Raw genomic sequence first — 20,916 nt, forward strand, 5'->3', positions numbered from 1 at the left:
TGGGGAGATGAGCACCTGAAGGTGACAAGTCGCCCTTGGGTACCCCGCGGTACCGGCCACCGGGTTAACGTCCCCGGATGCGAAGGAATCTGCGGGTGGCGGCCTACGCCGTGGTGGTGCGCGACGGACAGTTCCTGCTCGCCCGCTCACCGGGACCCGGCGGCATACCCGAGTGGGTGCTGCCGGGCGGGGGCATGGAGCACGGCGAGGATCCCCACGACACCGTGCGCCGGGAGGTCGAGGAGGAGACCGGCTACCGCATCGAGGTCACCGGACTCCTCGGCGTGCACTCCACCCGCCGCACCTTCCCGGCCCGCTTCGGCCGCTCCGTCGACCACCACGGCGTACGGCTGGTCTACGAGGGCCGTGTCACCGGCGGCGAACTCAGGAACGAGATCGGCGGCTCCACCGAACTCGCCGCCTGGCAGCCCCTGGACACCGTCCCGGACCTGGTCCGCGTCCGCCTGGTCGACATCGCGCTGCGCCTGTGGCGGGAACGTCCGGCGGCAGGACGGGTGGAGACGGCATAGGGTGCGGCCCGCGCGCCGCACCGGTCCTGGATCCACGTACGGCGCCTACCGGGGCAGCACCCTCACATACGCCGACGGCTCGCGGTCGGCCGAGGCCGTCAGCGCCGTACGGACGACCGCCGCCTGCTGCTCCATCGCGTCCCTGAGCCCGCGCGGGGTGACGTGGACGACCGTGATGCCCAGGCGTTCCAGGTGCTCGCGCTTGCGGACGTACTCCGACCACCGGGCCTCGTCGTCCGGCCGTCCCCCCGGGCGCGGGGCGCGGGTGTCCAGCTCCACGGCGACCGAGTGCTCCGGCCAGTACGCGTCCACGCCGCCGAGACGGGGTCCGCCCGGCAGCCCGAGGTCGACGTTCCAGCACGGGTCCGGCAGCCCGTGGTCGCGCACCATCCGGTACAGCCGGGACTCCGCCAGTGCCCGCCCCGCCGCCAGCAGCGAGTCCACCGCGTCCACCACGTGCGGCCGGTTGAGGAGCTTCGCGGAGGTCAGCTCCCGTACCACCGCCGCCGGATCGCAGAAACCGCCGCGCACCGCCTCCGTGAGCAGCCGGCGCACCGTGCCCGCGTCCCGCAGCCCGGCCACCGCGTCGGCGAGCGCCCGCGGCACCGGTGCCACCGGCACCCCCGTGACGTGCTCGGGAACGGGCAGCTCGGGCGCGCGGACGATACGGGCGGGGCCCGTCGACCGCAGCCGGCGCAGCCGCGGGACCAGTACGTCGAAGGTCTCCAGGGACGGCAGCGGGGGAGCGGACGGGAAGCCGTGCAGGGTCAGCGCGGCCAGCCCGGTGATCATCGCCTCCGGGTACAGGGGCGCGGCCGGGCCCTCCGCGCCGGGCTGGGCGGGGACACCCCCGGTCCGCTCCCGTGCCGCGTACAGCAGCACGGCGTGCAGCCGCTCCTCGCTGGTGGGCGGACCGGAGTGGAGCAGGACCACGCCGGGCAGCAGCTGCCGCCAGGGCCCCCCGGGGCGGCACCGCGCGCCGGTCTCCGCGGCCGGGACACCATGGGCGCGCAGCTGGGCGTGGGTCAGCACCCGGCGCCCGGTGACACCGGCGAGGTGGTGCAGGGGGAGGGGGGAGAGCGGGGTTTCGTGGTTCATGACCGGCAATTTCCCGCCTCGGAAGCGGGCCCGAACCCGTGTTACGCATCCGTCGACAAACAAGGACAAGCCCGCGCTGAAGGACGCCTGTTCGGATACCGATAACCCCTGGTCCGTTCGGACACGGACCAGGGGTTACGGCCGCTGATGACCGGATTCCGTAACGATGACGGAACGCCCGACCATTGGCCAAAGCTGGGGGGTGTGTTGTTCGGATCTTGCCGGCGTCGACAACAGGATGCCGTTGTCCGGAGCCGGCCTGATCCGAACGACATCCCCTAGGTGTATTGATCACGAGTGTCAACAACGCTCGTGATCAATACACCTAGCCCTCGGCGGCCGCCGCGTCGCAGGCCTGTCCGCGCAGGGCGCGGGCCAGGTCGTCACGGGACTCCAGGACCAGCCGGCGCAGGGCGGGGGCCGCGTTCTCGTGGGAGGCGAGCCAGGCGTCCGTGGCGTCCAGCGTCGCCTGCGAGTCCTGGAGGGAGGGGAACAGGCCCCGCACCACGTCCATGCCGATCTGGATCGACCGCTCGGTCCACACCCTCTCGATCGCCGCGAAGTACCTCTCCGTGTACGGCGCGAGCAGCTCCCGCTGGGACGGCTGCGCGAAGCCCGAGATGGTGGCCTCCACCAACGCGTTGGACAGCGCGTCCGACTCCACGACCTGCGCCCAGCACCGCGCCTTGACCGCCGCCGCCGGGCGGGCGGCCAGACAGCGCACGTGGTGCCGCTTGCCGGACGCGGTGTCGTCCCGGGCCAGCTCCTCGTCGAGCCGCTTCTCGTCCGCCGCCCCGTGCGCGGCCAGCGGTTCCAGGAACACCCAGCGCAGCTCCTGGTCCACCTCCAGGCCCGGCAGGGTCACCGTGCCGTCGAGCAGCGAGGTCAGCAGCTCGAAGTCGGCCGGCAGGGCGGCCACGTGGGCGAAGAACCTCGCCCACGCCAGCTGGTGCTCGCTGCCCGCCTCGGCGGAGTACATCTGGACGGAGGCGACCTGGCAGAGCTCCCGCCCGGCCTCCGCCCGCCGCTCGGCCGCGGTGTAGTGCACCGCCGCCGACTCCGCCCACGCGTGCAGCATCTGCAGCACGCCGATGTCGGTCTCCCGGCCCGCGAACTTCACCACCAGGCCGATGAACTCCCGGGCCGGCAGCAGCGCGTCCCGCGTCATGTTCCACAGCGCCGACCAGCACAGGGCGCGGGCCAGCGGGTCGGTCATGGAGCCGAGGCCGCGCCGCAGCGCCGCCAGCGAGGTCTCGTCGAACCGCGTCTTGCAGTACGTCAGGTCGTCGTCGTTGACCAGCACCAGGTCCGGCGCCTCGGCGCCCGCCAGCTCCGCCACGACCGTACGCGCGCCCTCGACGTCCGTCTCGGCCTGCGCGTACCGCTCCAGCGACGGCAACCCTCCGGCGTCCTCGGTGCGCCGGTACAGCCCCACCGCCACCCGGTGCGGGCGCAGTTCGGGGTGCGACTCCGGGGCCTCCTGGAGGACCGCCAGCTCGTCGATCCGGCCGTCCTCGCCCAACAGCACCTGCGGGGTGAGGGAGTTGACGCCGGCCGTCTGCAGCCAGGCCCGCGACCAGGCCGCCATGTCACGGCCGCTGGTCTCCTCGAGGACCGACAGCAGATCGCCGAGCCGGGTATTGCCGTACGCGTGCCGCTTGAAGTAGCGCCGGGCGCCCTCCAGGAACGCGTCCTGGCCGACGTACGCCACCAGCTGCTTGAGCACCGAGGCGCCCTTGGCGTACGTGATGCCGTCGAAGTTGAGCTTGGCGTCCTGGAGGTCGCGGATGTCCGCGGTGATCGGGTGCGTGGAGGGGAGCTGGTCCGCACGGTAGGCCCACGCCTTGCGGCGGTTGGCGAAGGTGATCCAGCCGTCGGTGAAGCGGGTGGCGCCGACCAGCGAGAACGCGCCCATGAAGTCCGCGAAGGACTCCTTCAGCCACAGGTCGTCCCACCACTCCATGGTGACCAGGTCGCCGAACCACATGTGCGCCATCTCGTGCAGGATGACGTTGGCCCGGCCCTCGTACGACGCCCGTGTCACCTTGCCCCGGAAGATGAACTCCTCCCGGAAGGTGACCATCCCCGGGTTCTCCATCGCGCCGAGGTTGTACTCGGGCACGAACGCCTGGTCGTACTTGCCGAACGGGTACGGGTAGTCGAAGTGGTCGTGGAAGAAGTCCAGGCCCTGCTTGGTCACCAGGAACACGTCGTCGGCGTCGAAGTGCGGGGCGAGACCCTTGCGGCACATCGCGCCGAGCGGGATCTCCAGCCGGGTGCCGTCCTCGAAGGTCCGCTCGTAGGAGTCCGTCACATAGTGGTACGGGCCCGCCACCACGCAGGTGATGTACGTCGAGATCGGCTTGGTCTCCGCGAACCGCCACACCCCGTCGGCGAGTTCACCGGCCCCGTTGCTCCACACCGTCCAGCCCTCGGGCGCGCGCACCTCGAAGCGGTAGGGCGCCTTGAGGTCGGGCTGCTCGAAGCCCGCGAAGACCCGGCGGGAGTCGGCCGGCTCGTACTGGGTGTACAGGTACACCTCGCCGTCCTCCGGGTCGACGAAGCGGTGCATGCCCTCGCCGGTGCGGGAGTAGGCGCACCGCGCGTCCACGACCAGCTCGTTGTCGGCGGCCAGGTCCTCCAGCAGGATCCGGGACCCGTCGAAGACCTGACCGGGGTCCAGGTCCCGGCCGTTGAGCGAGAGGGCCGTCACCTCCGGCGCGATCAGGTCCGCGAAGCTGCTCGCGCCCGGCTCGGCACAGCGGAACCGGACGGTGGTGACCGACCGGAAGGTGCGCGGCTCCCCGCCGGTGTGCTCGCCGACGGCGGACCGCAGGTCCAGGGACACCTCGTACCCGTCGACGGACAGCAGGGCTGCCCGCTCCCGGGCCTCGTCGCGGGTCAGATTCTCACCGGGCACGGGCGGCACTCCTCAGGCGTCGTCGACAGGAATGAACAGGACCGATCCTGCCATGCGCCCCTGACGCGGGGCGGGCGGGAATGACGAGGACCGGCCTCGTTGTTCCCGGGACAAACCTTTCCCCTCCTGAGGAGCGACATGTCGGACAAGTCTCCCGCCACGCCCGTCGACTTCTGGTTCGACCCGCTGTGCCCCTGGGCCTGGATGACCTCCCGCTGGGTGCTGGAAGTGGAGAAGGTGCGGGACATCGAGGTCCGCTGGCATCTGATGAGCCTCGCGGTCCTCAACGAGGACAAGCTCGACGAGCTCCCCGCCGAGTACCGCGAGATGCTCGAGGTCAAGGCCTGGGGTCCGGTCCGGGTGGTCATCGCGGCGCAGCAGGAGCACGGCCCGGAGGTGCTCGGCGACCTCTACACCGCGCTCGGCACCCGCATCCACAACCAGGCCGAGGGCCCGGGCAGGGAGACGGTCGCCGCCGCGCTGAAGGACGTCGGTCTGCCCGAGTCGCTCCTGGAGCACTGGGACTCCACGCCGTACGAGCCCGAGCTGCGCGCCTCCCACAAGGAGGGCATCGACAAGGTCGGCCAGGAGGTCGGCACCCCGGTCATCGCGGTCCCCGGCCCCGGCGGCGAGGAGATCGCCTTCTTCGGCCCGGTCGTCACCCCGGCGCCCCAGGGCGAGGAGGCCGCCCGGCTGTGGGACGGCACCCTCGCGGTGGCGTCCGTCCCCGGCTTCTACGAGATCAAGCGCACCCGTACGAAGGGCCCGGACTTCGGCAACCTGTGACCGTCACTCGGGCGGCAGCAGTCTGACGGGCGTGGGGAACGGATCCCGGACGAAGGGCAGACGCAGGGTCCGGCACTCCCTGCCGGTCTCCGGGTCCACCACGTTCACGCAGAGCCAGAGGTCGTAGGCGACTTTGCGGTCGAGCTGCTTCCTGGCCCTCGTCCGTTCCTCGCCGGTCAGCAGGCGGTGCTCGTGCTCGCCCTTGCAGGTCCCGCAGGGCAGCGTGCGTCTCCTGGATGTCGTCATTGCCCCACGGTGACCCGGATCGCCGCATACCGGAAGCCCCCGCGAGTCCTGTCCTCGCGGGGGCTTCCGGTTTTCCGCCTGCCGGGTGAACGGTGAGAAGACGACCACGCGGCAGAACGCTTATTGCAAGTGAGTTGCAATTGCACGCTAGCAGCGGAAAGGGCTGTCCGGGAGCCCCCGGCACGCGAAACGGCCCCCGCGTGTCCACGCGAGGGCCGTCCCACAGGACCGCGTCAGCCGTGGACGTGCGCCCGCCGCTGCCGGACGTACCCCACGGCCGCCAGGGCCAGCGTCATCGCGCCCGTCGACAGCAGCTGTACGCGGGTGTCCGGCTCCCGGGCCATCAGGACGAAGACCGCCGCCATCCCGGCCAGCGCCACCCAGGTCAGATACGGGTACGCCCACATCCGCACCACCAGCTTCTCCGGTGCCTCGATCTCCAGCCGGCGGCGCAGCCGCAGCTGGGAGACGGCGATGAGGATCCAGACGACGAGGATCGCCGCGCCGACGGTGTTCAGCAGCCAGGCGAAGACGTCATCGGGCCGCCAGTAGCTCAGCAGCACGCACAGGAAACCGAAGCACGAGGAGGCGAGGACGGCGACCCGCGGCACCCCGCCCGACACCCGGCCGAGCGCCTTCGGCCCCTGACCGCGCCGCACCAGGGAGTAGCCGATACGGGAGGCGCCGTAGATGTTGGCGTTCATCGCGGACAGCAGCGCGACCAGGATCACCACATCCATCAGCCGGCCCGCGCCCGGGATGCCGAGCCGGTCCAGGGCGGCGACGTACGGCCCCTGCTCGACCACGGCCGGGGAGTCCCACGGCACCAGGGTGACGACGACCGCCATCGACCCGACGTAGAACAGCGCGATCCGCCACATCGCCGTACGGACCGCGCGGGCCACGCCCCGGACCGGGTCCCGCGACTCGGCCGCCGCGATGGTCACCGTCTCCAGACCGCCGTACGCGAAGACGGAGGCGAGCAGACCGATCACCAGGCCCTCGCCGCCGCGCGGCAGGAAGTCGGTCAGATGGGAGGTGCCCGGGGAGTCCGTGCCCGGCAGCACACCGGCGATCGCCAGCACGCCCAGCACCAGGAACAGGGCGATCGCGCCGACCTTCAGGGCGGCGAACCAGAACTCGAACTCACCGAAGTTCTTCACCGCCGTCAGGTTCATCCCGCAGAACACCACCACGAACAGCGCCACCCACGCCCACTCCGGTGTGCCCGGCAGCCAGCCGCTCACGATCTGCGCCGCGCCGATGCCCTCCAGGCCGACCACCGTGCACAGCAGCACCCAGAACGACCAGCCGGCGGTGAACCCGGCCCAGGGCCCGATCGCCCGCTCGGCGTGCGCGGAGAAGGAACCCGACGACGGATACGCGGCCGACATCTCGCCCAGCATCCGCATGACGAGCATCACCAGCAGGCCGGAAAGGGCGTAGGCGACGACGATGGCGGGTCCGGCGGCGGCGATGCCCGCCCCCGACCCGACGAACAGCCCGGCGCCGATCACCCCTCCGAGGGCGATCATCGAGAGATGGCGCTGTTTCAGGCCGTGCGAGAGGGAGACGCCGTCCGCCTCGGGAGGCGTCTCGACAGAGGTGCGGGGCATGGGCGCGGCACGTCCAATGCGGGAGGAGACAAAACGCCGCCCAGTCTGGGCGGCCTTCCCGCGTTCACGGGGAGGCCGCCCAGCATATGGACACGTGTCACGCGGAGTGTGACAGTCCGCTTACCCGGCGACCGTGGTGTAGTGCGAGGCGTCCCCCTCGACCGAGTAGGACTCCTTGCCCTCGATGCCGACCGGGATGTCACCGGCGACGGTCACCCGGTGCAGCCGGCGCGGCAGACCGTCGTAGTTGTCGACGGCGTAGTGCTGGGTGATGCGGTTGTCGAACAGCACCAGCTGGTTGGTCGACCAGCGCCAGCGCACCAGGTTCTCCGGCCGGGTGACGTACGCCTGGAGCAGGTCGAGGACCTTGCGGGACTCGCCCTTCGACAGGCCCACGATCCGCTGCGCGAACCCGCCGATGAACAGTCCGCGCTCACCGGTCAGCGGGTGCACGCGCACCACGGGGTGGACGGTGCGGTACTTGATCGAGGTGAACCGGGCCCGCCGGGACGCCTCGTCCTCGTCGACGGCCTCCTCCGGTACGGCGTAGTCGTAGTCGTTGGTGTGCTCGGCCCACAGGGTGTCGGCGAGCCGCCGCAGCGGCTCGGGCAGGTTGCGGTAGGCGGCGGCCGAGTCGGCGATCAGCGTCTCGCCGCCGTAGGGCGGGACCGTGATGCTGCGCAGGGTGCTGGCCTGCGGCGGGTTGAGGACGAAGGTGACGTCCGTGTGCCAGTTGTTGGCGGCGCGGCCGCCCTCGCTGTCGACCGGCAGCACGTTGGGGGCGCCGTCCACCGCGGGAACCGTCGGATGGGCGCCGGTGATGTCGCCGAAGTGCCGGGCGAACGCCTGCTGGCCCTCGTCGTCGAGGTTCACGTCGTCGAAGAGGAGTGTCTTGTGGGTGTTCAGCGCGTCCCGGAGCGCGGCGACGGTCCCGGCGTCCAGCGGCCGGGAGATGTCGACGCCGGAGACCTGCGCGCCGATGTGCGCGGTCACCTTGGTGATCTCGATGTCGGTCATGGTGCGGTTCCCTTCGGATCGGGTCAGACGAGGGCGGGTACGCCGGTGAGGTGCTGGTTGGCGGGGCGGGGGAGGCCGTAGCGCTCGCGCAGGGTCTGCCGGGGGCCGTACTCCGTGCGGAGCAGGCCGCGGGCGCGCAGGATCGGGACGACGTGGTCGACGAAGGTGTCAAGGCCGGACGGCAGCACGGGCGGCATGATGTTGAAACCGTCGGCGGCGCCGAGGGAGAACCACCGCTCGATGGTGTCGGCTACCTGCTCGGGCGTGCCGGCGAAGGTCAGGTGACCGCGTCCGCCGCCGAGCCTGCCGATCAGCTGCCGCACGGTGAGCCGCTCGCGCCGAGCCAGCTCGACGATGAGCGTGTAGCGGCTCTTGGCGCCCTCGATGGCGTCCTCGGGCGGCAGCCCGTCGGGCAGTTCCGCGTCCAGGCCGAGCGAGCCGGGGGCCAGCCGCAGCAGTTCCTCGAGGCGGCGCACGCCGTGCTCGTGCACGATGTGGTCCTCCAGCTGCCGCTCCCGCGCCAGCGCCTCCGCCTCGGTGGAGCCGATGACGGGCACGATGCCGGGCAGCACCTTGAGATGCCCGGGGTCGCGTCCCGCCGCCGCCGTACGGGCCTTGAGGTCGGCGTAGAAGGCCTGCGCGTCGGCGAGGGTCTGCTGCGCGGTGAACACGGCCTCCGCGTACCGGGCCGCGAACCGCTTGCCGTCCTCGGAGGAGCCCGCCTGCACGAGGAGCGGGTAACCCTGCGGGCCGCGCGGCACGTTGAGGGCACCCTCGACACTGAAGTACGTGCCCTTGTGCCGCGGCGGATGGATCTTGGCATCGTCGCCCCACACCCCGGCCGCCTTGTCGGCGACGATGGTGTCGTCCTCCCAGCTGTCCCACAGCTTGAGGGCGACATCGAGGAACTCGGCGGCACGCGCGTACCGTTCGGCGTGCGCGGGCTCGGCGTCGAGTCCGAAGTTCCGGGCGGCCTCGGCACCGGCGGTGGTGACGACGTTCCAGCCGGCCCGTCCCCCGCTGATGATGTCCAGCGAGGCGAACTTCCTGGCCAGGTTGTAGGGCGAGTTGTACGACGTCGACGCGGTCGCGATCAGCCCGATGTGCTCGGTGGCCGTGGCCAGCGCGGTGAGCAGCGTGAGCGGTTCGAGAGCCCCGGCGGGCCGCTGGGCGACGGTGTTCCACAACTGCGGCCCGTCGGCGAGAAACAGAGAGTCGAAGGTCCCGCGCTCGGCCGTACGGGCCAGCCGTACGTAATGCTCGAGGGACACATGAGCGTACGGATCACTCTCGGGCAACCGCCAGGAGGCCTCGTGATGACCGGTGTTCATGAGGAAGGCGTTGAGGTGCAGCTTTCGGGACATGGGAATTCCTTGGCTTGGTGAGCGGGAGCGACTGCGATCAGCCCGTCCGGCGATCGAGGACGAGGCCCTTCAGGGCCGAAGCGGGGGTTCGGGGTCGGCAGCCCCCGATTCGGTCACCCCAAGCGCCGCGAGCAACCGCGCGCGGTACTCGCCATGCGCGTGCGAACCCTCACGATCGACCGTCAGGTCGACCTCGATCCGCCCCCGCGAAAGCACCAGCACCCGGTCCGCCAGGACCACGGCCTCGTCCACATCGTGGGTGACCAGAAGCACCGACGGCCGATGCCGCTCCCACAACTCCCGCAACAACGCGTGCATCTTGATGCGCGTCAGCGCGTCGAGCGCCCCGAACGGCTCGTCAGCCAGCAGCAGTTCCGGCTCCCGCACCAGCGACCGGGCCAGAGCGGCCCGTTGCGCCTCACCCCCCGACAGCTCACTGGGCCACGCCCGCTCCCGCCCACCGAGACCGACCTCGGACAGGGCCTGTCTGCCGCGTTCCTCCGCGTCCGCGCCGTCGAGTCCCAGCAGGACGTTGGGCAGCACCCGGCGCCAGGGCAGCAGCCGGGAGTCCTGGAAGACCACCGACACCTTCTCCGGCGCGGTGAGTGTCCCGCTGCCCGCGACGCCGTGGTCGATGCCGGCGACGGCGCGCAGCAGGGTGCTCTTGCCGGAGCCGCTGTGTCCGAGCAGGGCCGTGAACTGCCCGGCCGGCAGGTCGAGATCGATGTCGTCGAGGACCGTACGCCCCTCGAAGGAGCGGGTCAGCCCGCGCAGCCGTACGGCGGGCCGGGTCAGCTGCTCAGTGTGCGGCGCCATGACAGCACCCTCCGTTCGATCAGGCGGACGAGGGTGTCCGAGACGAGGCCGAAGATGCCGTAGACGACGAGGCCGACGAGGATGACGTCGGTCTGGCCGTAGTTCTGCGCCTGGAACATCATGTAACCGAGTCCACTGGTGGCGTTGATCTGTTCGAGGACGACCAGGCCCAGCCAGGAGCCGGTCACCCCGAGCCGCAGCCCGACGAAGAAGCCGGGCAGCGCGCCCGGCACGACGACCTGGCGGACGAAGGCGAGCCGGGACAGCCCCTGCACCTCGGCCAGTTCCACGAACCGGTGGTCGATGCCGGAGAGCGCGGAGTGGGTGTTGAGGTAGATCGGGATGTAGACGACGATGGCGATGATCGCGATCTTGAACGTCTCGCCGATGCCCAGCCACAGGATGAACAGCGGGATCAGCCCGAGCGTGGGCACCGCCCGGTTCAGCTGCACGCTGCCGTCGATCAGCGCCTCCCCGGTCCGGCTGAGCCCGGAGGCGAGCGCGAGGACGACACCCGCGGTCAGCCCGATGGCGAAGCCGGAGCCGGCCCGCCGCAGCGAGGTGAGGATGTCGTCCGGCAGGGTGCCGTCGGTCCACAGCCTTACCCCGGTCTCCAGCACGGTCCAGGGCGCGGGGATCGCCCCGGGGTCCAGCCGGCCGGCGGCGGAGGCGGCGGCCCACAGGACGAGGACGAGCGCGGGGCCGAGCAGCCGGGTGGCGGGCAGCCGTCTGCCGGGGGACAGCCGCCGTCGCCGGCGTACCTGGTGTTCCTCCTCCTCGACGGCGGCGGGCGGTGCGGGCGCGGTGGTCGTGGTCATGGCGGTCACCTCCGGTACTCCTCGGGTACGGCCGCGGCGGCGAGGGGCTCGAAGCGCCGGTCGAAGAGCCCGCCGACGTCGGACTTCTTCACATAGCCGCCCTCCGCCAGCAGATCGGCGGTCTCCTGCTCCCAGGCGATCGCCTCGTCCCAGCTCGGCGGGAACAGCGGCTTGTTGGCCAGCTCGGTGACCGACTCGGCCTGCTCGAGGGTCAGGTTCTGGGTCTTGACGTAGTACTCCCGGTTCCATTCGTCCGGGTGCTCGTACTGCCACACCGCGCCCTTCGCCCAGTACGGGATGTACGCGGCGATCGCGGCGGCCTTCGCCCGGTCGGCCAGCACGGTGGCCGGCGCCCACAGCAGGTTGAGCAGGTCCACCACGTCGGTGGGGATGGTCCGGGCGCCCTTGTCCCCGTACTGCTTCAGATAGGACGGCGCCTGGGTGTTGCCGAGCGGGGCGATGTCCACCTGCCCGGACTGCAGGGCGGTGAGGAACTGGTTGCTGGTCAGCGGGATCAGCTCGGCGTCGTCGTACGTCAGCCCCGCCTCCTTCAGGGCGCGCAGCAGCACGACGCCCTGCGCCTGACCCTGGGAGAACGCCAGCCGCTTGCCCCGGAAGTCCTCGACGGTGCGGATGCCGCTGCCGGGTTTCGTGGCGAAGAGGTAGTTGGGCTTGCGGGTGATGTTGATCGCGACGATCTTCGCGTCGAATCCCTGGTAGGACGCCTGGATCGGCGGTATCCCGGCGTTGTTGGCGAGTTCCAGGGACCGGGAGCGGAAGGCGTTGATGACATCCGGACCGGCCCCGATGTTCAGCCAGTCGTCCACCGTGAACGGCAGCTCGCCGAGCCCGGCGAGCTTCAGCTGGAGCTGCTGGACATTCTGGAACGAGGAGATTTTCAGACGCGTACCGGCGGGGACCTTCTTGGCGAGCGGGTCCTTCAGGGACGCCGTGTCGGCCGCGGCGCCCGCCTCGGCGCAGCCGCTCAGCCCCGCCGCGGCGGCGGTGACGCCGAGCAGGGAGGACAGGAAGAGCCGTCGGTCGATGCCGGACGCTGGGGGTGCGGGCATGGAGAAACTCCCGGAGTTCATGAAAATGACACAGTGCGGAAAAGGGGCGATGAATTCCGGGCAGGAAGGGGCCACGGAAGAAAATTCACGCGAAGGGGGACGGACGCTGCGGATGCTCGCGCGTCAACGTGTCAGCAACAGAGGGTGCGACAGCTCATGACCAGGAGTTTCCTGTCCTCGGAGGAGGTCTGTCAATATTCGGAGTTTCTGAATTAATTCAGCTCAGGTGAAACGGCCAGCGGATCCCGGTAGAGGACGTCGAGAGCCACCGAACCGCCGGCCACGGCCAGGACGGAATCCGGGAAACTCGTCGGTACGACCGTGGCCGCCCGCTCCTCGTCCAGTTCGGCGCGCAGCGCGGCGAGGCAGTCCGGCCGGTGGATCACACCGATCTCGGTGACGACGACATGCTCCGGATTCAGCACATCGGTCAGCAGTCGCACCGCCCGCCCCGTCATACGGGACCGCTCCCGCAGCAGCCGTACGGCGGACGGATGACCGGCCGCCGCCGCGTCCACCACCCGTGCCGGGTCCGCGAGACCGGCCCTGCGGCACAGGGTGCGTTCGCTCAACTCGGCCTGGAGGCAGCCGACTCGCCCGCAGGGGCAGGGCTCGGTGCCGCCCGCGAGCGGCAGATGGGCGATCGAACCCGCCTGGGAACGCGGACCGTGGTGCACCTCGTCGTGGGTGGCGAACGCCGCGTCGACCATGTTGCCCGCGAACAGGTGCAGCGCGCTGCGGCTGCCGCGCGCCGCCCGCCCGAACAGCCGCTCGGCGTCGGCCAACGCCCGGGCATGCCCGTCCACATGGACCGGCAGCCCGGTGTGCCCGGCGAGGATCTCCCGCACCGGAACCTCGCGCCAGCCCAGCAGCGGATGGTCGACGACGGTGCCGGCCTGCCGGTCCACCCAGCCGCCGGCCGCGAAGCCGACACCCAGCGGCCGGGCGTCCGGCACCTGTCGCAGGAGCGCCGACAGCCCTTCGGCGGCCCGCGCCAGCGTCCGTGCGGGCGGCTCGGGCCCCTCGTGCCGCAGCCGCCGCTCGGCCAGCACCCGGCCGCGCGGATCGAGCAACGCCACCGTGGTGCGGGGCACCGCCACATGCACCCCGCCCACCACCAGCCGCGAAGGGTCCACGTCCACCGGCAGATGCGGCCGGCCGACCCCGCCCGAGCGGCGGGGCGCGGCGGCCTCCCGGATCAGTCCGCGCCGGGTCAGCCGGTCGCAGTGGCCGGTCACCGAGGCGGGGGACAGGCCGGTGAGCCGGGCGATGGTGCTGCGCGCCACCGGGCCGTGCTCCAGCACCGACCGCAGCACCACACTGGCACTGGTCCGCAGCCGGTCCGGGTCGGCGACCCGCGACAGGGGAGAAGGGGATGGGGGTGCCACGGTACGAAGCATGGGGAACTTCCTCGGGAACGGGTCCGACACTGCGCCGTCGTACGGGAGTCGAGGCGCGCCGGAGATCCGCTCCGCCCGCCTCGCTAGCCGAGGCGACAGGCGGTGGCGCCCACGCGTCGCAGATCGACGTGGCGACGCGAGGTGAGGTTCCGGGACTGGGCGACCATGGCTCGAAGCTAGCAAACCGGTTCCGCGCTGCCCAGACGGCGACCGACGGGCGAGACGGCACCCGCGAACCCGTACAGCCCGTTTGGTGGTTCTCTACAGCCGCGCTTCCCCGCCGCACTGTCGTCGAAACCACGTCACCTCAGTGACCGGTGTCACCTCACGCCCCTTCACCACCGGTTCTTTGTCCGGAGCCCACCAAGTCCGCGTCGGCGCCTTTGTCGACCGCTGACGGTGATCGGCGTACGGGCGCCGGTATAGCGTCGCGGTGTCCCCAACTGCCCTCACCCCGCGGAGACCCCATGAGCACCGCCACCGTCACGTCCGCCCGATCCGGACAGGTCCTCGCCGACCTCATCCCGGCCTCCCGCGTCCGGGACGCCGCGCTCGTGCTCGGCGGTGCCGCGTTCACCGGCCTCGCCGCCCAGATCGCGGTGCCCGTCCCCGGCTCCCCGGTGCCGGTGACCGGCCAGACCTTCGCCGCGCTCCTCGTCGGTACCGCCCTCGGCGCCCGCCGCGGCTTCGCCTCCCTCGCGGTGTACGCGCTGGTCGGCGCGGCCGGTGTGCCGTGGTTCGCGGAGGGCCGGTCCGGGACGGCGATGCCGTCCTTCGGCTACATCCTCGGCATGCTGCTGGCCTCCGTCGTCGTGGGCGCCCTGGCCCGCCGCGGTGCCGACCGCTCCGCCTGGCGCACGGCCGGCACCATGGTGCTCGGCTCGGCGATCATCTACGCCGTCGGCGTGCCCTACCTCGCCCTGGCCACCGGCATGTCCGCCTCCGCCGCGATCGCGGCCGGCCTCACCCCGTTCCTCGTCGGCGACGCCCTGAAGGCCGCCCTGGCCATGGGCGTACTGCCCACCGCCTGGAAGTTCGCCGACAAGCGGTAGGACCGGGCCCGTACGGCAAGAGGCTCGCGGGACGCCGCACAGCGTCCCGCGAGCCTCTTGCCGTATATACGAGTGCCTCAGCCGGCCGGGATCTCGTCCCGGTCCCGCTTCGCGCGGCCGGCCAGCCGCTGCTTGACGAGAGCGATGGCGAGCACGACGGCGGCGACCATCAGCGACAGCAGCATCGTCGTCCGCCCGTCGTGCTCCGTGTCGGTCAGCATGTAGCCGAGCACGAACACGATCAGCGCGGCGCTGGCCCACGTCAGATACGGGTACAGCCACATCCGCACGACCAGCTTCTCCGGCGCCTCCGCCTGGATGATCTTCCGCATGCGCAGCTGCGAGAAGCAGATCACCAGCCATACGAACAGGGCGACGGCGCCGGAGGAGTTGACGAGGAAGAGGAAGACGGAGTCCGGGAACTTGTAGTTGAAGAACACGGCGACGAAGCCGAACACCACCGACGAGATGATCGCGGTCCGCGGCACGCCCCGCTCGGTGGTCCGGGCGAACGCCTTCGGAGCGTCCCCGCGCTGACCGAGCGAGAAGGCCATCCGGGAGGCCGTGTAGAGCCCGGAGTTGAGACAGGACAGCACGGACGTCAGCACGATGAAGTTCATGATCTGGCCGGCGTGCGCGATACCGAGGGAGTCCAGGGCGGCGACGTACGAGCCGTCCTCGGCGATCGACTTGCTGTCCCACGGCAGCAGACAGACCACAACGAAGATCGAACCGAGGTAGAAGACGCCGATCCGCCAGATGATGCTGTTGGTCGCCTTGGTGACCGCGCGCTGCGGGTTCTCCGACTCACCGGCGGCCAGCGTGGCGATCTCACTGCCCATGAAGGAGAAGACGACGAGCAGGATGCCGGTGAGGATCGCGCCGGCGCCGTGCGGCAGGAAGCCGCCGTGGTCGGTGAGGTTGGCCAGGCCCGCCTGGTCGGTGTCGGCGCCGGGCAGCATGCCGAAGACGGCGAGCCCGCCGATGATGATGAACGCGCCGATGGCGACGACCTTGATACCGGCGAACCAGAACTCGAACTCGCCGTAGGAGCCCACGGACACCAGGTTGGTGGCGGTCAGCACCACCATCACGATGAGCGCCCAGCCCCACTGGGGAACGGCCGGAATCCACCCTTCGAGGATCGCGGCCCCCGCGGTCGCCTCGACGGCGAGGACGACGACCCAGAAGAACCAGTAGAGCCAGCCGATGGTGAACCCGGCCCACGGACCGAGCGCGCGGTCGGCGTGCGCGGAGAACGAGCCGGACGTCGGGTTGGCCGCGGACATCTCACCGAGCATCCGCATCACCAGCACCACGAGCGTGCCGACGAGGGCGTACGACAGCAGGATGCCGGGGCCCGCGGTCGCGATGCCGGAGCTGGAGCCGACGAAGAGGCCGGCGCCGATGACACCACCGATGGCGATCATCGACAGATGGCGGTTCTTGAGTCCCGCCTGGAGCCCGGAACCGTGGGGACCGTTCGCGGAACCTCCCGGTTCCCCGGGGCCGCTTTCGGGTGTTTTCAGAGTCGGCTGCGACGTCATGGAGCGGTATTTCCTTTGCGCCAAGGGGGAGCTGCGCACCGTAGGGGTCTACGGGTCGGACCAGTGAAACGGAGGCGAACAGATTGGGGAACCTTCGAATCCATATCGTTACTTGAGCTTTCCCTGAGCTTTTAAGATTCTCCTCACCTTCACGGCGTACACACCCCGCGCGCTTTCCCGGTGACCCGCGTGTCACACTCGGACCATGCGCGTGTATCTCGGCTCGGACCATGCGGGCTACGAACTCAAGAACCACCTCGTCGAGTGGCTCGAGGCGGCGGGGCACGAGCCCGTCGACTGCGGCCCGCACTTCTACGACGCCCAGGACGACTACCCGCCCTTCTGCCTGCGCGCCGCCGAGCGGACCGCCGCGGACGAGGGCGCCCTCGGCATCGTGATCGGCGGCTCCGGCAACGGAGAGCAGATCGCCGCCAACAAGGTCAAGGGCGTACGGGCGGCCCTGGCGTGGAGCGAGGAGACGGCCGCGCTCGGCCGCACGCACAACGACGCCAACGTGATCGCGCTGGGCGCCCGTATGCACTCCCGGGAAGAGGCGACCAGGTTCGCCGAGATCTTCCTCGGCACCCCCTTCTCCGGTGACGAGCGCCACATCCGCCGGATCGACATGCTCACCGGCTACGAGACCACGGGCGACCTCCCGCCCATCCCCGCGCACCACCCGCAGCGCTGACGGACGAGGAGAGCGGACGAGGGGGGACCGACCCGTGCCCGAGGGTCACACGATCCACCGGCTGGCCCAGGACTACGCCGCGGCCTTCCCGGCCGGTACCCCCCTCCGCGTCACCAGCCCCCAGGGCAAGTTCGCCGACGCCGCCGCCCTCCTCGACCGCACACCGCTCTACGCCACCGACGCCCACGGCAAGCACCTCTTCCTCGGCTTCGGCGCCCCCGAACCTGCCGAGTGGGTCCATATCCACCTCGGCCTCTTCGGCAAGGTCACCTTCGGCCCGGCCCCCGCGCCACCGCCCACGGACACCGTCCGGCTCCGCCTCGCCGGCGACCTGTCGTACGTCGATCTGCGCGGCCCCACCACCTGCGCCCTGATCACGGACGGCGAGAAACGGGCGGTCCACGACCGCCTCGGCCCCGACCCGCTCCGCCCGCACGCCGACCGGTCCCTCGCCTACCGCAGGATCAGCCGCAGCCGTACGACGATCGCCGCGCTCCTCATGGACCAGAAGGTCATCGCGGGCGTCGGCAACGTCTACCGCGCCGAGGTCCTCTTCCGGCACGGCATCGACCCCTACCGCGCGGGCCGCGACATCACGCCGGCCGAATGGGACGCCCTCTGGGCCGACCTGGTCGCCCTGATGCGCGAGGGCGTACGCCACAACCGCATCGACACCGTCCGCCCCGAACACACCCCGGAGGCGATGGGCCGCCCGCCGCGCGTCGACGACCACGGCGGCGAGGTGTACGTCTACCGCAGGGCGAACCTGCCCTGCCACATCTGCGGCGGCGAGATCCGCACCGCCGGCCTGGCCGCCCGCAATCTGTTCTGGTGCCCCGGCTGCCAGCGCCGCTGAACCGTCAGAACCCGTGCGGCAGCCACGGCGCCACGTCGCTCCCGAACGCCAGGGACGCCTCCGCCAGCGCACCCCGCCGCAGCTCGCCCACCCGGCCGGCCGCCGCGAGCGCCGTGAGGCTCACCCCGCCCAGATAGGCCGCGCCCAACTCCCGCACCGACACGGCGAGATCGGCCGGGTCCTCGGTACGCTCGCAGGACGCGCCCTTGGCGTCACCGCTCAGCCGCCAACGACCCGTGTTCCAGGGGCAGAAGGCGTCCTCCACCTCGAACACCACGTCCACCGGCGCCCGGTAGGTCCGCGCCTGGAGCGCCGCCCCGACGTCGACCAGCCGTACATACAGCGAGTCCCGTACCTCCGGCCGGCAGCGGCGGATGTCCGACACCAGGTACTGCCACGCCTCGTCGACCGGCCGGCCGCGCACCACCAGCTTCGACGTCAGGTCGATGCCGAACAGGAACCGCCACAGCGCGGCGTCCGCCGCCGGATCCAGCGCCGCCAGCGCGCTGACGACCACCGAGCCGTCGGGCCCGCCCGGCCCCCAGTCCGGCCTCACCCGGAACCGCGCGTACCCGACCGTCTCGCCGTCCCGCTCCGCGACCACGCACTGCAACGGCGACGCCCCGTCCCGGCGGCTCTCCGGGTCGAGCAGCCCCAGCCGCTCCCAGCCGGGCCGCCGCGCCAGCATCCCCGGCCGCCCCGGCACCAGCCGGGCGTACACCGACTCGCACGCGTCGAGCACCTCGGCGGGCGCCGCGTACCGCAGCCGTACGCCGTCCGTACCGGGCGGCACCGACAGACCCGTACGACCCGTGTCGATCTCGGCGTTCACATGGAACGTCGCCGCCCCGTACCCGAACCGGCCGTAGATCGCCGGCTCGGACGCCGTGAGCACCGCGAGCGGCTCGCCCCAGGACCGTACGTCGTCCAGCTGCCGCCGCATCATCGACCTGAGCACCCCGCGCCTGCGGTGCGTGGCGGCCACACCGACCATGGTGACGCCCGCGGCCCGCACCGACGCGCCCCCGGGCACGGTCAGCCCGAACGTGAAAGCGCCCGCCGTACCGACCCAACCGCCGTCCCATACCCCGAGGGAGCGGTCGACCTCGGTCAGCTCCCGGAACAGCTCCCGCTCCTCATCCGGCTCCGGGACCCCGCCGAAGGCACGGACGAGGCTCCCGTACCAGTCGTCCCACTCGTCCCGCCGCAGCACCCGCGGACCGTTCACCCTGTCAACGCCGTTGTCGCCCATGGACCAATCCGTACCAGGACCGCACGGGACGGGCGAGGCAATTTCTCCCGGACGGCCCCAAGACGACGTTTCGTGAAGTTCACTGTGAAGTCCGTCCCGAACAAGGGGACAACCAGGACCTCCCGTGCCAAGCGGCCGGTCCGATGGATAGGGTCCCGAACTAATGGCAGCAGGACGAGAGCGGCGCGCGGCAGCCGACACGTTCACGGCCCGGTTGAAGAAGCAGTGGCACCGGGCCCGCGTCGGCATGCGCCGGAGCGCGGTCGACTACTTCCGCGGCGACGGCTCCGACTGGATCGCGCTCGCCGGACTGCTCCTCACCGTCCCGCTGATCGCGGCCGGGACACTCGCCAACTCCGTGTGGTGCGCGCCCTCCGCCCTCGTCATACCGATCGTCGCCGGCGGCCTGCTGCTCCGCCCGGCGAGCCTGCTCGGCCTGTACGCGGCCGCGGCGACCGCGCTGATCGTGGAGTCGGTGCAGCTCGGCCCCTACACCGAGGGCGCCGCCCGGGTCACCCCGGGCGTGGTCCTCGTGGTCGCCGCCTGCGGCTCCTTCGGGCTGGTCGTCGCCCAGTTCCGCAGCCGCGTCGGCGTGCCCTGGCGGCGCGGCGGCACCATGCTGTTCGACCTGCGCGAACGCATCCGCGTCCAGAGCAAGCTGCCGAAACTCCCCAGCGGCTGGCACCGCGAGATGGCGCTGCGCCCGGCCGGCGGACAGTCCTTCTCGGGCGACTTCGTGGTCGCCGCCCGCACCAACGGCGGGCGCACCCTGGAGGTCGTCCTCACCGACGTCTCCGGCAAGGGCATGGACGCCGCCTCACGCGCCCTGCTGCTCTCCGGCGCCTTCGGCGGCCTCCTCGGCAGCCTCCCGCCGCACGCCTTCCTCCCCGCCGCCAACGGCTATCTGCTGCGCCAGGACTGGGACGAGGGCTTCGCCACCTCCATCCACCTGGTGCTCGACCTGGACTCCGGCGACTACGAGCTCTACTCCGCCGGACATCCGCCGGGCCTCCAGCTCAGCGCGGGCAGCGGCCGCTGGGAGGAGAAGGCCGCCGACGGCCCGCTGCTCGGCGTGTACGACGGTGCCCAGTTCGACTCCGTGAAGGGCTCGCTGCGCCCGGGCGACGTGCTCATGCTGTTCACGGACGGTTTGGTGGAGACCTCCGACCGGGACATCGTGGAGGGCATCGACCGGCTCACCGGCGAGGCCGACCGCTATGTCGCCGGCGGCTTCCACGGCGCCGCCTGGCATCTCATCGAGGCCGTCGCCAAGGACGTCAACGACGACCGGGCGCTGCTGCTGATCTGCCGTGAGGGGCCGACCGCCGCGGCGTCCCGCTGACCCGTGCACACTGGGCGGGTGACCGAGACGACACCGCTCACCCTGGCCCGCGTCGAGGCCATCGCCCGCGCGGCGCACGCCGGCCAGACGGACAAGGCGGGCCGGCCCTACGCCGAACACCTCCGCGCCGTCGCCGAGGGGGTACGGGCTCGCGGCGGCGACGAGGAACAGATCGCGGCGGCCTGGCTGCACGACGCCGTCGAGGACGACAGGCTGTCGGCACGCCGGCTGGAGGAGGCGGCGCTCACCCGGCGCACCAAGGACATCGTCCTCGCCGTCACCAAACGCTCCGGGGAACCGCCCGAGGCCTACGCCGCCCGCATCCTCGCCACCCCCGGCGCGCTGCTGGTGAAGGAGGCGGACCTGGCACACAACGCCGACCCGGCCCGTCTGGCCGCACTGGACGGGCCCACGGGGAGACGGCTGACCGAGAAGTACGCGCGGATGCGCGCACTCCTCGGTCTCGCTCCGGGAGAAGAACGGGTCGGGTGACCG

At 71.5% G+C, this 20,916-nt stretch carries 19 protein-coding genes; 7 read left to right on the forward strand and 12 right to left on the reverse strand.

The features are described from left to right. Positions 1-77: 77 nt before the first annotated feature. On the forward strand, positions 78-530 hold the full coding sequence (locus ACGFR9_RS20275; protein ID WP_393210353.1) for an NUDIX hydrolase: 453 nt from the start codon (positions 78-80) through the stop codon (positions 528-530). Positions 531-575: 45 nt separating this feature from the next. Here the strand turns inward: ACGFR9_RS20275 and ACGFR9_RS20280 are convergent, their stop codons facing one another. Beyond that, positions 576-1,628, reverse strand: coding sequence for a hypothetical protein (locus tag ACGFR9_RS20280; RefSeq protein ID WP_393210355.1), 1,053 nt, complete (start codon positions 1,626-1,628; stop codon positions 576-578). A gap of 325 nt (positions 1,629-1,953) precedes the next feature. After that, positions 1,954-4,548 (reverse strand): aminopeptidase N, encoded by a 2,595-nt coding sequence (gene pepN / locus ACGFR9_RS20285; protein WP_393210357.1) that lies wholly within the window; start codon positions 4,546-4,548, stop codon positions 1,954-1,956. A gap of 138 nt (positions 4,549-4,686) precedes the next feature. Here pepN and ACGFR9_RS20290 point away from each other — a divergent pair, with 138 nt between their 5' ends. Beyond that, positions 4,687-5,334 (forward strand): DsbA family protein, encoded by a 648-nt coding sequence (locus tag ACGFR9_RS20290; protein ID WP_393210360.1) that lies wholly within the window; start codon positions 4,687-4,689, stop codon positions 5,332-5,334. A gap of 3 nt (positions 5,335-5,337) precedes the next feature. Here the strand turns inward: ACGFR9_RS20290 and ACGFR9_RS20295 are convergent, their stop codons facing one another. The 8 genes from ACGFR9_RS20295 to ACGFR9_RS20330 form a co-directional block, all read right to left on the reverse strand. Then, complete coding sequence (locus ACGFR9_RS20295) at positions 5,338-5,580, reverse strand: hypothetical protein (RefSeq protein ID WP_393210363.1); 243 nt, start codon at positions 5,578-5,580, stop codon at positions 5,338-5,340. Between the two features lie 233 nt (positions 5,581-5,813). Continuing rightward, complete coding sequence (locus ACGFR9_RS20300) at positions 5,814-7,196, reverse strand: amino acid permease (RefSeq protein WP_393210366.1); 1,383 nt, start codon at positions 7,194-7,196, stop codon at positions 5,814-5,816. Positions 7,197-7,316: 120 nt separating this feature from the next. After that, positions 7,317-8,213 carry a TauD/TfdA dioxygenase family protein gene (locus tag ACGFR9_RS20305; RefSeq protein ID WP_393210369.1) on the reverse strand — a complete coding sequence of 299 codons (897 nt, stop codon included), beginning with the start codon at positions 8,211-8,213 and terminating at the stop codon, positions 7,317-7,319. A 23-nt stretch (positions 8,214-8,236) separates the two neighbouring features. After that, a complete protein-coding gene (locus tag ACGFR9_RS20310; RefSeq protein ID WP_393210372.1) occupies positions 8,237-9,577 on the reverse strand; it encodes an LLM class flavin-dependent oxidoreductase in 1,341 nt (446 codons plus the stop codon). Between the two features lie 69 nt (positions 9,578-9,646). After that, positions 9,647-10,393: an ABC transporter ATP-binding protein gene (locus tag ACGFR9_RS20315; protein ID WP_393210375.1), complete on the reverse strand. Its 747-nt coding sequence runs from the start codon at positions 10,391-10,393 to the stop codon at positions 9,647-9,649. After that, positions 10,369-11,211 (reverse strand): ABC transporter permease, encoded by an 843-nt coding sequence (locus ACGFR9_RS20320; protein ID WP_393210378.1) that lies wholly within the window; start codon positions 11,209-11,211, stop codon positions 10,369-10,371. Before ACGFR9_RS20320 ends, ACGFR9_RS20315 begins: the two co-directional genes overlap by 25 nt. Before the next feature lie 5 nt (positions 11,212-11,216). Continuing rightward, on the reverse strand, positions 11,217-12,281 hold the full coding sequence (locus tag ACGFR9_RS20325) for an ABC transporter substrate-binding protein (protein WP_311644169.1): 1,065 nt from the start codon (positions 12,279-12,281) through the stop codon (positions 11,217-11,219). A gap of 212 nt (positions 12,282-12,493) precedes the next feature. Further along, on the reverse strand, positions 12,494-13,681 hold the full coding sequence (locus ACGFR9_RS20330; protein WP_393210381.1) for an ROK family protein: 1,188 nt from the start codon (positions 13,679-13,681) through the stop codon (positions 12,494-12,496). 467 nt (positions 13,682-14,148) lie between these two features. On the opposite strand from ACGFR9_RS20330, the gene ACGFR9_RS20335 reads away from it, so the two are divergent. Then, positions 14,149-14,733 (forward strand): biotin transporter BioY, encoded by a 585-nt coding sequence (locus ACGFR9_RS20335; RefSeq protein ID WP_393210384.1) that lies wholly within the window; start codon positions 14,149-14,151, stop codon positions 14,731-14,733. A 77-nt stretch (positions 14,734-14,810) separates the two neighbouring features. Here ACGFR9_RS20335 and ACGFR9_RS20340 read toward each other — a convergent pair whose 3' ends face one another. Next, positions 14,811-16,280 carry an amino acid permease gene (locus tag ACGFR9_RS20340; protein ID WP_393210387.1) on the reverse strand — a complete coding sequence of 490 codons (1,470 nt, stop codon included), beginning with the start codon at positions 16,278-16,280 and terminating at the stop codon, positions 14,811-14,813. A 205-nt stretch (positions 16,281-16,485) separates the two neighbouring features. On the opposite strand from ACGFR9_RS20340, the gene ACGFR9_RS20345 reads away from it, so the two are divergent. Continuing rightward, positions 16,486-16,971: a ribose-5-phosphate isomerase gene (locus ACGFR9_RS20345; protein ID WP_393210390.1), complete on the forward strand. Its 486-nt coding sequence runs from the start codon at positions 16,486-16,488 to the stop codon at positions 16,969-16,971. 34 nt (positions 16,972-17,005) lie between these two features. Beyond that, the gene (locus tag ACGFR9_RS20350) at positions 17,006-17,827 is read left to right on the forward strand and encodes an Fpg/Nei family DNA glycosylase (protein WP_393210392.1); all 822 of its coding nucleotides are present in this window, start codon (positions 17,006-17,008) and stop codon (positions 17,825-17,827) included. A gap of 4 nt (positions 17,828-17,831) precedes the next feature. Here ACGFR9_RS20350 and ACGFR9_RS20355 read toward each other — a convergent pair whose 3' ends face one another. Continuing rightward, on the reverse strand, positions 17,832-19,079 hold the full coding sequence (locus ACGFR9_RS20355) for a GNAT family N-acetyltransferase (protein ID WP_393210395.1): 1,248 nt from the start codon (positions 19,077-19,079) through the stop codon (positions 17,832-17,834). A gap of 163 nt (positions 19,080-19,242) precedes the next feature. Between ACGFR9_RS20355 and ACGFR9_RS20360 the strand changes: the two genes are divergently transcribed. Further along, complete coding sequence (locus ACGFR9_RS20360; RefSeq protein ID WP_393210397.1) at positions 19,243-20,421, forward strand: PP2C family protein-serine/threonine phosphatase; 1,179 nt, start codon at positions 19,243-19,245, stop codon at positions 20,419-20,421. Positions 20,422-20,439: 18 nt separating this feature from the next. Further along, on the forward strand, positions 20,440-20,913 hold the full coding sequence (locus ACGFR9_RS20365; protein WP_393210400.1) for an HD domain-containing protein: 474 nt from the start codon (positions 20,440-20,442) through the stop codon (positions 20,911-20,913). Positions 20,914-20,916: the final 3 nt, after the last annotated feature.

Origin of the sequence: Streptomyces sp. NPDC048584 (assembly GCF_043199595.1) — a bacterium.
In the GTDB taxonomy this organism is placed as follows: Bacteria; Actinomycetota; Actinomycetes; order Streptomycetales; family Streptomycetaceae; genus Streptomyces; species Streptomyces edwardsiae.

Bases quoted from the DNA above. Each gene is read 5' to 3' on its own strand.
- ACGFR9_RS20335 (WP_393210384.1), top strand. From the start codon at position 14,149: ATGAGCACCGCCACCGTCACGTCCGCCCGATCCGGACAGGTCCTCGCC.
- ACGFR9_RS20320 (WP_393210378.1), bottom strand. From the start codon at position 11,211: ATGACCACGACCACCGCGCCCGCACCGCCCGCCGCCGTCGAGGAGGAG.
- ACGFR9_RS20300 (WP_393210366.1), bottom strand. From the start codon at position 7,196: ATGCCCCGCACCTCTGTCGAGACGCCTCCCGAGGCGGACGGCGTCTCC.
- ACGFR9_RS20340 (WP_393210387.1), bottom strand. From the start codon at position 16,280: ATGACGTCGCAGCCGACTCTGAAAACACCCGAAAGCGGCCCCGGGGAA.
- ACGFR9_RS20280 (WP_393210355.1), bottom strand. From the start codon at position 1,628: ATGAACCACGAAACCCCGCTCTCCCCCCTCCCCCTGCACCACCTCGCC.
- ACGFR9_RS20330 (WP_393210381.1), bottom strand. From the start codon at position 13,681: ATGCTTCGTACCGTGGCACCCCCATCCCCTTCTCCCCTGTCGCGGGTC.
- ACGFR9_RS20345 (WP_393210390.1), top strand. From the start codon at position 16,486: ATGCGCGTGTATCTCGGCTCGGACCATGCGGGCTACGAACTCAAGAAC.
- ACGFR9_RS20315 (WP_393210375.1), bottom strand. From the start codon at position 10,393: ATGGCGCCGCACACTGAGCAGCTGACCCGGCCCGCCGTACGGCTGCGC.
- ACGFR9_RS20325 (WP_311644169.1), bottom strand. From the start codon at position 12,281: ATGCCCGCACCCCCAGCGTCCGGCATCGACCGACGGCTCTTCCTGTCC.
- ACGFR9_RS20360 (WP_393210397.1), top strand. From the start codon at position 19,243: ATGGCAGCAGGACGAGAGCGGCGCGCGGCAGCCGACACGTTCACGGCC.
- ACGFR9_RS20295 (WP_393210363.1), bottom strand. From the start codon at position 5,580: ATGACGACATCCAGGAGACGCACGCTGCCCTGCGGGACCTGCAAGGGC.
- ACGFR9_RS20290 (WP_393210360.1), top strand. From the start codon at position 4,687: ATGTCGGACAAGTCTCCCGCCACGCCCGTCGACTTCTGGTTCGACCCG.
- ACGFR9_RS20310 (WP_393210372.1), bottom strand. From the start codon at position 9,577: ATGTCCCGAAAGCTGCACCTCAACGCCTTCCTCATGAACACCGGTCAT.
- ACGFR9_RS20305 (WP_393210369.1), bottom strand. From the start codon at position 8,213: ATGACCGACATCGAGATCACCAAGGTGACCGCGCACATCGGCGCGCAG.
- ACGFR9_RS20275 (WP_393210353.1), top strand. From the start codon at position 78: ATGCGAAGGAATCTGCGGGTGGCGGCCTACGCCGTGGTGGTGCGCGAC.
- ACGFR9_RS20355 (WP_393210395.1), bottom strand. From the start codon at position 19,079: ATGGGCGACAACGGCGTTGACAGGGTGAACGGTCCGCGGGTGCTGCGG.